Origin of the sequence: Marinobacter daepoensis DSM 16072 (assembly GCF_000421165.1) — a bacterium.
Classification (GTDB): Bacteria; Pseudomonadota; Gammaproteobacteria; order Pseudomonadales; family Oleiphilaceae; genus Marinobacter; species Marinobacter daepoensis.
The window spans coordinates 706,594-717,430 of the sequence record NZ_ATWI01000009.1 but is presented as its reverse complement, the minus strand read 5'-3'; the positions used below and the strand labels follow the sequence as shown (position 1 = coordinate 717,430).

The 10,837-nt window shown below is 54.8% G+C and carries 7 protein-coding genes and 4 tRNA genes; 10 read left to right on the top strand and 1 reads right to left on the bottom strand.

From position 1 onward, the window contains the following. Positions 1-71: 71 nt before the first annotated feature. A complete protein-coding gene (locus K325_RS0108835) occupies positions 72-2,252 on the top strand; it encodes a malate synthase G (RefSeq protein WP_029653905.1) in 2,181 nt (726 codons plus the stop codon). 79 nt (positions 2,253-2,331) lie between these two features. Here the strand turns inward: K325_RS0108835 and folD are convergent, their stop codons facing one another. Further along, positions 2,332-3,192, bottom strand: a complete 861-nt coding sequence (gene folD, locus K325_RS0108830; protein ID WP_029653904.1) for a bifunctional methylenetetrahydrofolate dehydrogenase/methenyltetrahydrofolate cyclohydrolase FolD — start codon at positions 3,190-3,192, stop codon at positions 2,332-2,334. 229 nt (positions 3,193-3,421) lie between these two features. Between folD and K325_RS0108825 the strand changes: the two genes are divergently transcribed. From K325_RS0108825 to K325_RS0108785, 9 genes are all read left to right on the top strand, one after another. Continuing rightward, positions 3,422-3,498, top strand: a tRNA-Pro gene (locus K325_RS0108825). Positions 3,499-3,531: 33 nt separating this feature from the next. After that, positions 3,532-3,608, top strand: a tRNA-Arg gene (locus K325_RS0108820). An 85-nt stretch (positions 3,609-3,693) separates the two neighbouring features. Further along, positions 3,694-3,769: transfer RNA gene (locus K325_RS0108815), tRNA-His, on the top strand. Between the two features lie 64 nt (positions 3,770-3,833). After that, a tRNA-Leu gene (locus tag K325_RS0108810) sits at positions 3,834-3,918 on the top strand. A 217-nt stretch (positions 3,919-4,135) separates the two neighbouring features. Further along, entirely contained in the window at positions 4,136-5,440 is a 1,305-nt protein-coding gene (tig, locus tag K325_RS0108805; protein ID WP_029653903.1) for a trigger factor, read from the top strand. A 162-nt stretch (positions 5,441-5,602) separates the two neighbouring features. Then, entirely contained in the window at positions 5,603-6,238 is a 636-nt protein-coding gene (gene clpP / locus K325_RS0108800) for an ATP-dependent Clp endopeptidase proteolytic subunit ClpP (RefSeq protein ID WP_029653902.1), read from the top strand. Positions 6,239-6,313: 75 nt separating this feature from the next. Further along, positions 6,314-7,597, top strand: coding sequence for an ATP-dependent Clp protease ATP-binding subunit ClpX (gene clpX, locus K325_RS0108795; RefSeq protein ID WP_029653901.1), 1,284 nt, complete (start codon positions 6,314-6,316; stop codon positions 7,595-7,597). Positions 7,598-7,771: 174 nt separating this feature from the next. After that, positions 7,772-10,189, top strand: a complete 2,418-nt coding sequence (lon, locus tag K325_RS0108790; RefSeq protein WP_029653900.1) for an endopeptidase La — start codon at positions 7,772-7,774, stop codon at positions 10,187-10,189. Between the two features lie 238 nt (positions 10,190-10,427). Then, complete coding sequence (locus K325_RS0108785) at positions 10,428-10,700, top strand: HU family DNA-binding protein (protein ID WP_029653899.1); 273 nt, start codon at positions 10,428-10,430, stop codon at positions 10,698-10,700. The last annotated feature ends 137 nt before the right edge of the window (positions 10,701-10,837 follow it).

The following is a 10,837-nucleotide window of genomic DNA, read 5'->3' as shown; positions in this document are numbered from 1 at the left end:
TCAGAACGTCCCCGCGCCTGTGGGCGCCGAGAGGGGAGTCGGGAACTACAAACCCATTGAGGCAAGCAACGATGACAGAACGCGTTCAAGTTGGCGGTATTAAGATCGCCAAGAATCTGTACGATTTCGTAAACAACGAGGCGATTCCGGGCACCGGTATCGACGCTGAGAAATTCTGGGCCGAGTTCGACAAGATTGTAAACGAGCTCGCTCCGCGCAACCGCGAGCTGTTGCTCAAGCGTGACGAGATTCAGGAGAAGATGGATACCTGGAATCGCGATCACAAAGGCCAGAAGCTCGACATGGCTGAGTACAAGTCGTTCCTCAAGGACATTGGCTATCTGGTCGATGAGCCGGCAGACTTCAAAATCTCTACGTCGAACGTTGATCCTGAGATCGCGACGATGGCTGGCCCACAGCTGGTTGTTCCGGTGATGAATGCCCGTTTTGCGCTGAACGCAGCTAATGCCCGTTGGGGTAGCTTGTACGATGCTTTGTACGGTACCGACGCTCTTTCAGAGGACAATGGTGCCGAGAAGGGGCGTGGCTACAACCCGGTGCGGGGTGCCAAGGTGATTGAGTGGGCACGCAATCTGCTGGACGGCTCTGCGCCTCTGGCGTCTGGCAGTCATAAAGATGCGGCCAAATACAGCATCGACGGCGGCAAGCTGGTGGTGAAGCTGCAGAATGGTGAAGTGACCGGCCTGCAAGACACATCCGGCTTTGTGGGATACACCGGTGCCGCTGATGCCCCTACAGGCATTCTGCTGGTGAAGAATGGCATGCATTTCGAAATTCAGATTGATGCCAGTCACCCGATCGGAAAAGACGACGGTGCCAATGTTAAAGACGTTCTGATGGAATCTGCTCTGACCACCATCATGGACTGCGAAGACTCGGTAGCCGCTGTAGACGCTGATGACAAGGTCGTCGCCTACAAGAACTGGCTGGGCCTGATGAAGGGCGATCTGGAAGAGTCCTTCGAAAAGGGTGGCCAGATGATGACTCGCCGCATGAACGGCGACCGCACCTACACTGGCGCGGATGGCAGCGAGCTGACTCTAAAAGGGCGTAGCCTGTTGTTCGTTCGTAACGTTGGTCACCTGATGACCAACCCGGCGATCCTGCTGAGCGATGGCAGCGAAATTCCGGAAGGCCTGATGGATGGTCTGTTGACCTCCCTGATCGCTATCCACGACCTGAAGGGCGATGGTAAATTCCAGAATAGCACCAAAGGTTCCGTGTACATTGTTAAGCCCAAGCAGCACGGCCCGGAAGAGGTTGCATTCACCAACGAATTCTTTGGTCGTGTTGAAGATGCTCTCGGCCTGCCGCGCTTCACTCTGAAGGTCGGCATCATGGACGAAGAGCGTCGCACCACAGTGAACCTGAAAGCGTGCATCCACGCGGCCAAAGAGCGCACCGTCTTTATCAATACAGGCTTCCTGGATCGTACCGGTGACGAGATTCACACCTCCATGGAGCTGGGCCCCTTCATCCGTAAGGGTCCGATGAAGCAGGCTGCCTGGATCAACGCCTACGAGCAGTGGAACGTGGACATTGGCCTGGAAGCAGGGCTGTCCGGGGTTGCTCAGATTGGTAAGGGTATGTGGGCCATGCCAGATCTGATGGCGGGTATGCTGGAGGCCAAGATTGGTCATCCGAAGGCTGGTGCCAACACGGCCTGGGTTCCGTCTCCGACGGCCGCCACTCTGCATGCCACTCACTACCACCAGGTGAACGTGTTTGATGTGCAGAAAGAGCTGGCAAGCCGTCAGCGTGCGTCTCTGGACGATATCCTGACCGTGCCGGTGATGGACGATCCATCTTCTTTGAGCGCTGAAGATATCCAGCAGGAGCTGGACAACAACGCCCAGGGGATTCTTGGCTATGTTGTGCGCTGGATCGACCAAGGTGTGGGTTGCTCCAAGGTGCCTGACATCAACGATGTTGGCCTGATGGAAGACCGCGCGACCTTGCGTATCTCCTCACAGTTGCTGACCAACTGGCTGTACCACGGCATCTGCTCTGAAGAGCAGATTATGGAAACCATGAAGCGTATGGCTGCTGTGGTTGATCAGCAGAACGCCGGCGATCCGGCTTACCGCAACATGGCTGCAGACTTTGATGGCAGCATCGCGTTCCAGGCGGCTGTGGATCTGGTTCTGAAGGGGCGTGAACAGCCGGCGGGTTACACCGAGCCGTTGCTACACGCGTACCGCCTGAAGGCCAAGGCCAAATACGGGCAGTAAAACGCCTGATGTGGTAACAAAAAACCCCGCCTTGGCGGGGTTTTTTGTTGGTAGGAGCGGTGTTGTGCCCTTTGGTGTTTTATTCGTCAGCGTGTAACACGTCCGCTGCGTACAATGTGTTTTCCAGCAGGGTGGCAATGGTCATCGGTCCTACACCACCTGGAACGGGGGTGATGTAAGCTGCCCGGTCCGCGGCGGCCTCAAAGTCAACGTCACCACACAGCTTGCCGTTTTCCTGGCGGTTGATGCCAACATCAATAACGGTGGCGCCGGGTTTGACCCATGATCCCTTGATAATGCCTGGTTTGCCGACTGCCGCCACAAGGATGTCTGCTTCGCCAACGAACTTCTCGAGATTATCCGTGAATCGATGGCAGACTGTGGTTGTAGCTCCCTTCAGGAGGAGTTCCATGCTCATCGGGCGGCCAACAATGTTAGAGGCGCCGACAATAACCGCATGCTGGCCTTTGTAGGGCGTGTTGATCGAGTCGAGCAGGGTGATGACGCCGGCCGGTGTGCAGGGGCGCAGGGTAGGCTTACGCTGCATCAGGCGGCCGATGTTGTACGGGTGAAAGCCGTCCACGTCTTTGTCGGGGCGGATCTTGACGAGGATTGGGTCGGCGTCCAGGTGAGGAGGCAGGGGGAGCTGGACCAGAATGCCGTCTACTGCAGGGTTTTCATTCAGCTCGTCGACCAGGGCCTCCAGAGTGGCCTGAGAGGTGTCTTCCGGCAAGTCGTAGGATAGAGACAAGATGCCGGCCTGTTCGCAGGCTTTGCGTTTATTGCCAACATAAACCTGTGAGGCAGGGTCGTTGCCGACCAGTACTACGGCCAGGCCGGGGGCTCTCAGGCCTTTCTGTTTTCTGGCTTCGACACCGGCAGCTACCCGTTGCCGGACCTGGGCAGCAATTTCTTTTCCATTAATCAGTTTGGCGCTCATGTTTCCGTCTTGTCGGTTTGGGCGTGAGTAATAAAGTGAAGGCCGTGCATTGTCTCATGCTTCGTACTCAAGGCCAATGTAGGGTGGGGTCTCAGGGGAACTTATGGCGCCGCGAGGGGTCATTAGATCGTAACAAATGCAATGAATTTTAAATTCTGTGTTGACGGACGCGTTTGGCGCCGGTAATATGCGCGCCAACTTTGCTGAGGCACTTGTTGTTCAGTTTAAACGGGGTATAGCGCAGTCTGGTAGCGCGCCTGCTTTGGGAGCAGGATGTCGGGAGTTCGAATCTCTCTACCCCGACCATTTTTCTGAATATTCAGGTGGGCGAACGGTCAAGCGCCCGTAGCTCAGCTGGATAGAGCATCCGCCTTCTAAGCGGATGGTCGCAGGTTCGAGTCCTGCCGGGCGCGCCATCTCCTGAAACGCGAAATGGCACCGGACTCGCCGGACCAGCAAAGTTGAAGTCAATAGTATGCCGGAAGGCATTTCTTTGATGTGGTGGACGTAGCTCAGTTGGTAGAGCTCAGGATTGTGACTCCTGCGGTCGAGGGTTCGAACCCCTTCGTCCACCCCACTTCCCCTTGTTTATTTCTGTTGTTCCTGGATTCTCGACGAGAGTCTGTTCAGGGGCCAGGCATGCGAGAGTGGCGGAATTGGTAGACGCACTGGATTTAGGTTCCAGCGGGGCAACCCGTGAGAGTTCAAGTCTCTCCTCTCGCACCATCCTTTCTTTTTTCAGGTTTTCCTCCAGATTCTGAACAATTGCGTGGTTAAGCGCATATCAAACCCGCAATCAGGGCCGTTGGGTGATTCTCTCAGCGGGGCAAACCGTGATAAACTACCGGCTTTTAATTTTGCGTCCCTTGAGGGTTGTCTGCTCTTGTTGGGATTTTCGTTATATTTTCATTCACCTACAGAATCTGTAATTTGAGGAACTTCCATGCAAGTGTCTGTTGAAACGACCTCCAACATCGAGCGTCGAATGACGATTGGTGTGCCCGCCCAGGAAATCGACAAGGCGGTTCAGAAACGCCTGCAGGAAACTGCTCGCACCGTGCGCCTGAACGGTTTCCGCCCTGGGAAGGTTCCCATGAGCGTGGTTAAGCGTCGTTTCGGTGCCAGCGTCCGTCAGGAAGTGGTTGGCGAGGTTATGCGTGACAACTACATCAAGGCGCTGCAGGAGCAGGATATCAATCCGGCAGGCTGGCCGAAGCTTGAGCCGAAGACCATGGAAGAAGGGAAAGACCTCGAATTCGTGGCTACGTTTGAAGTTCTGCCTGAGATTGAACTCGGTGACCTGAGCAAAGTTAGTGTTGAAAAGCCGGTCTCTGATGTGACTGACAAGGATATCGACACCATGATCGATAACCTGCGTCGTCAGCAGGCCACCATGAAAGAGGTTAAGCGTAAGTCCAAGAATAAGGACATCGTGACCATTGACTTCAAAGGTTCCATTGATGGCGAAGAGTTTGAAGGCGGCGCAGCCGAAGGCCATCGCCTGACTCTGGGTTCTGGTCAGATGATTCCTGGCTTCGAGAAAGGCATCGTTGGCGGCAAGGCTGGCGAAGAGCTGGAAATTGAGGTTGAGTTCCCTGAGGACTACCACAACGAAGATCTGGCCGGGAAGCCCGCCAAGTTTGAGATCAAGATCCACAAGGTAGAAGAGCCGCAGCTGCCGGAGCTGGATCAGGAATTCTTCAAGCGTTTCGGGATCGAAGCCGAAGATGAAGCTGCCTTCCGTGAGGAAGTGAAGAAAAATATGGAGCGTGAGCTCAAGCAAGCTGTCTCCAATAAGGTTAAGAATGACGTTGTAGACGGCCTGCTGGAAACGACCGAGCTGGACATTCCTACCGCTCTGATAGATCAGGAAATTGATCGTCTGCGTCAGGACGCAGTTCAGCGTTTTGGCGGGCAGGTAGATTTCCAGCAATTGCCGAAGGAAATCTTCGAAGAGCAGGCGAAGCGTCGTGTGAAGACGGGGCTGCTGTTCCAGGAAGTGGTCAAGAAAAACGACCTGAAGGCTGACGACGCTAAAGTGGAAGAGAAGATCCAGGAGATCGCTTCTACTTACGAACAGCCTGAAGAAGTGGTTGCGCACTTCAGCAGCAACCCGGACCAGAAGGCTCAGGTTGAGTCTTCCGTACTGGAAGATGCCGTGGTTGACTTTGTTCTTGGTCAGGCCAAGGTCAAAGAGAAGAAAATGAAATACGAAGAAGCGGTTCAGGCCGGTCAGGCCCAGCGCTGATGGCGGCCGGGCTCTGGCCCGGTGCCGTTTCTGGAAGCAGCCGGCGAGTCCGGCTGTTTTCATCTGGGCAATCTGCTGGCAGAGTATAAGGGATACCGGAATAGACGGGGCTTCCGGCCACAGGGGAGCTCAAACCATTGTCCATAAGGAGTTCAGGCGCACATGACGCAGAAACCGTTTGATGGCCCTAGCATGATAACCAACTCAGGCCTGGTGCCGATTGTTGTTGAACAGACGGCGCGCGGCGAACGTTCGTTCGATATTTATTCCCGTCTGCTCAAGGAGCGGGTGATCTTTCTGGTTGGCCCGGTTGAAGATCACATGGCCAATCTCGTTGTGGCCCAGTTACTGTTCCTGGAGTCTGAAAACCCGGACAAGGATATCCATCTGTATATCAACAGCCCCGGTGGATCTGTATCAGCGGGTATGTCTATCTACGATACCATGCAGTTCGTGAAGCCAGACATTTCAACTCTGTGTATTGGCCAGGCGGCCAGCATGGGGGCTTTCCTGCTGTCTGGTGGCGCGAAAGGCAAGCGTGCCTGTCTGCCGCATTCCCGGGTAATGATTCACCAGCCCCTGGGAGGTTATCAGGGTCAGGCATCGGATATTGAGATTCATACCCGTGAAATCCTGAAAATCCGCCACACGCTGAATGAGTTGCTGGCCGAACATACCGGTCAGGACATTGAGACCATTGCCCGGGATACCGATCGTGACAACTTCATGGATCCGACCCAGGCCAAAGAGTACGGCTTGATCGATACAGTACTTGATAAGCGCGTACCGAATAAATAATACTGAAAGTCATCGCATCACTACTGGCTGGCGTACATTCTTACGCGCCGGCCAACGAAGAACAGAGGTATTTCAATGGCAGATGAAAGAAACGGCAGAGGCGACGATAACGGCAAGTTGCTCTACTGCTCGTTTTGTGGAAAGAGCCAGCATGAAGTCCGTAAGCTCATTGCAGGGCCCTCGGTGTTCATCTGCGACGAGTGCGTTGACCTGTGCAATGACATCATTCGTGAAGAGATTCAGGAGAATTCTCCGGAGGAGGCCAGTGATCGGCTGCCTGTGCCGACAGAAATCCGGGAAACGCTGAACGAGTATGTTATTGGCCAGGATCGCGCCAAAATCGTCTTGTCTGTAGCGGTGTACAATCACTATAAGCGTCTTCGCTATGGCGAGGGTAAAAGTGATGTGGAGCTGGGCAAAAGCAACATCCTGCTGATCGGCCCGACTGGCAGTGGTAAGACCCTGCTGGCCGAGACGCTGGCGCGGATGCTGAATGTCCCGTTCACGATTGCCGATGCAACCACGCTGACAGAAGCTGGTTATGTGGGTGAGGATGTCGAAAATATCATCCAGAAGCTGCTGCAGAAGTGTGACTACGATGTCGAGAAGGCGCAGCGGGGTATCGTCTACATTGATGAGATCGACAAGATCTCCCGGAAATCGGACAACCCCTCCATTACCCGGGACGTCTCGGGTGAAGGTGTGCAGCAAGCGTTGCTGAAGCTGATCGAAGGTACTGTCGCTTCGGTTCCTCCCCAGGGCGGGCGGAAGCATCCTCAGCAGGAATTCCTGCAGGTCGATACCGGCAATATCCTGTTTATCTGTGGCGGCGCGTTTGCCGGGCTCGATAAGGTGATTCAGGATCGCTCCGAGCGCAGTTCCATCGGTTTCTCGGCAACCGTCAAGAGTCAGGACGATAGCAAGAGCACCGGTGACATTATTCGCGACGTCGAGACCGAAGATCTGGTCAAGTTCGGACTGATTCCGGAGTTCGTCGGCCGCTTGCCGGTCGTGGCAACGCTGACCGAGCTGGACGAGGAAGCGTTGGTGCAGATTCTGACTGAGCCCAAGAACGCGCTCACGAAGCAGTATCAGAAGCTGTTTGATATGGAAGGTGTCGAGCTGGATTTCCGTGAAGACGCGCTTCGGGCGGTTGCCCGCAAGGCCATGGAACGGAAAACCGGCGCCCGCGGGTTGCGCTCCATCATGGAGGCCACACTGCTGGATACGATGTATCAGATTCCCTCTGAGCATGATGTGTCCAAGGTGGTGATTGATGAAAGCGTGATTAACGGGGACTCGGAACCTTTCAAAATTTACGCGAGCAGCGATCATGCCAAGGCTGTCCCTGAGGACTGATCCTGGGTGTGATCGGGCAGCCGGAATGTAAAAAGGGGCGTTTAACGCCCCTTTTTATCGATATAACCCCCTGATTGTTCTACCTGTAATTTCCCGCCGTAAAAAGATTGCAATTTTTGTCTGCGCCCCAATGATGGGTGATATGCTGAAAGAAATACTGTCAGAGGATTCCCCATGACCCGTATACCTGATGAAACTGTGCACGAATACCCGTTGCTCCCTTTACGCGATGTCGTGGTGTTCCCGCACATGGTGGTTCCGCTGTTTGTGGGCCGCGAAAAATCCATTCAGGCGCTGGAAGCGGCAATGGAGGGTGGTAAGGAGATCCTGCTGGTAGCCCAGAAGGACGCTGCTACCGACGAGCCCGGTGCACAAGATGTGTTTGGCATGGGCACGCTGGCCACCGTTCTTCAGATGCTTCGCTTGCCGGATGGTACCGTTAAGGTTCTGGTTGAGGGTAATGCCCGGGCCAGCATCTCCGATATTGAGGATAGAGATTACTTGTCTGGTCAGGCCATTCTGATGGACGAGGAAGGGTTGCCCGAGCGCGAAGAAGAGGTGCTCACCAAAACCCTGATGGATGAGTTTGAGAAGTACGTTAAGTTGTCCAAGAAGGTGCCTTCGGAAGTCTCCAATGCGCTGACGGGCATCAATGAGTTGGAGCGCCTGGTTGATACCATGGCCGCGCATTTGGAAATGCGGATTCCCGAAAAGCAGGAGTTGCTGGAAGCGCTGGATGTTCGTAAGCGCGTGGATCTGTTGCTGGACAAGCTGGATGGCGAGATCGACCTGATTGAGGTTGAGAAGCGTATTCGTGGCCGCGTGAAAAAGCAGATGGAGCGCAGCCAGCGCGAGTATTACCTCAACGAGCAGATGAAAGCGATCCAGAAGGAGATGGGGCAGCTCGGGGAAGGGAATAACGATTTTGAAGAGCTTGAGCAGAAGCTTGAGGAAGCCGGATTGCCTGAAGAGGCCCGCAAGAAGACAGAGGCAGAGCTTAACAAGCTTAAGATGATGTCTCCGATGTCTGCAGAAGCCACGGTAGTGCGCGGCTACATTGACTGGATGCTGGCGGTACCCTGGAAGAAGCGCAGCCGTGTTCGTCACGACCTGGAGAAAGCCCGGGAAATCCTGGATCGTGATCATTACGGGCTGGATGAAGTTAAAAAACGCATTCTGGAGTACCTGGCAGTACAGAGCCGGGTCAAGAAAGTGAAAGGGCCTGTGTTGTGTCTCGTCGGGCCTCCGGGTGTTGGTAAGACGTCTCTGGGGCAGTCCATTGCCAAGGCCACCAACCGTAAGTACACGCGTATGGCGCTTGGAGGGGTTCGTGACGAGGCGGAGATCCGGGGTCATCGCAAAACCTACATTGGCGCGTTGCCGGGCAAGTTGCTTCAGAAACTGTCCAAGGTGGGGGTGAAGAACCCGCTGTTTCTGTTTGATGAAATCGACAAGATGGGGATGGACCACCGTGGCGATCCCGCGTCGGCTTTGCTCGAAGTGCTTGATCCGGAACAGAACCACACGTTCAACGATCACTATCTGGAGGTCGATTACGATCTCTCGGATGTCATGTTTGTGTGTACCTCCAACTCGATGGATATCCCGCCGGCCTTGCTGGATCGGATGGAGATTATCCGGATTCCGGGATACACCGAGGATGAAAAGGTCAACATTGCGTTGCGTTATCTGCTGCCCAAGCAGCTGACGGCTAACGGTCTGCGCAAGGATGAACTGGTGCTCCCGGAGGAGACCATCCGTGACCTGGTCCGCTATTACACCAGGGAGGCGGGGGTCCGTGGCCTGGAGCGGGAAATCGCTAAGATCTGCCGTAAGGTCGTCCGTGAGCACGTAGAGAGCAGCGACAAGTCATCGGTAACGTTGACCCCGGCGCTGCTTGAGGACTACTCCGGCGTTAAGAAGTTTACTTATGGTCTGGCGGAAGAAACCAACCAGATCGGTCAGGTGACCGGGTTGGCCTGGACCCAGGTGGGCGGCGAACTGCTGACCATTGAGTGCGCTCTGACCCCGGGTAAGGGGCGAGTGGTCAAGACGGGTTCCCTGGGTGATGTCATGCAGGAGTCCATTCAGACCGCGCTCACGGTGGTCAGAAGTCGGGCCGCAGGGCTGGGTGTTGCCGATGATTTCCATGAAAAACACGATCTTCATGTCCACGTACCCGAAGGTGCAACCCCGAAAGATGGCCCAAGTGCGGGCATCGGGATGTGTACGGCGCTGGTTTCTGCACTGACCCGTATCCCGGTGCGCGCCGACGTTGCGATGACCGGTGAGATCACTCTTCGGGGGCGTGTTCTGGCCATTGGCGGGCTCAAGGAGAAGTTGCTGGCTGCGCATCGGGGAGGCATCAAAACGGTTCTGATTCCTGATGAAAATGTCCGGGATCTCAAAGAGATACCGGATAATATCAAGGAATCTCTGGAGATCCGTCCGGTTAAGTGGATTGACGAGGTTCTGGACATAGCACTGGCTTACCAGCCCGACCCTCGTGCTGAAAATGCCGGGAAAGAATCGGGGGCGGCATCGGCAGGTGACGACTCCGGCGATGCTGCAGAGCGCATAAATACACATTAAACACCGGATGAGTTGTTGACACGCCTGAGAGCCCGTTGGTATAACTGTTTCGCCGTGAAGCAGCCAATACCAAGGGCTCCCGCGCAGTAAGTGCCTATTCCGAACACCGGTTAAATGCCGAAAGGAATAAAAAAACTGAAGAATGGAATTCTCCCATCGCATATGCGATAGTCGAGAACGTCCGCGAAAAAACAAACCGACCTATAACATCTTCAACCTGAAATCGAAGGGGTTTAGTGTGAACAAGTCCGAACTGATCGATGCAATTGCAGAGTCCGCAGACATCTCTAAAGCCGCAGCTGGCCGTGCGCTGGATGCCATGACCAACTCCATTACCGATGCTCTGAAAAAAGACGACCAGGTTACCCTGATCGGCTTTGGCACCTTCTCTGTGAAAGAGCGTGCTGCCCGTACCGGCCGTAACCCGCAGACCGGTGCTGAAATCAAGATTCCGGCCTCTAAAGTGCCTGGATTCAAGGCAGGTAAGGCCCTGAAAGACGCCGTTAAGTAACGGCTCTTTCCTTGGCAGTTCCTGTAGCGGGAGCTGTCATCAGAATTCAAGGCGCATTCCGGTAAGGGTGCGCCTTTTTGCATGTTAACGGTGAACCATTCAGCTCTCGCCTCACCATTACCAACAGCAGAACCTTG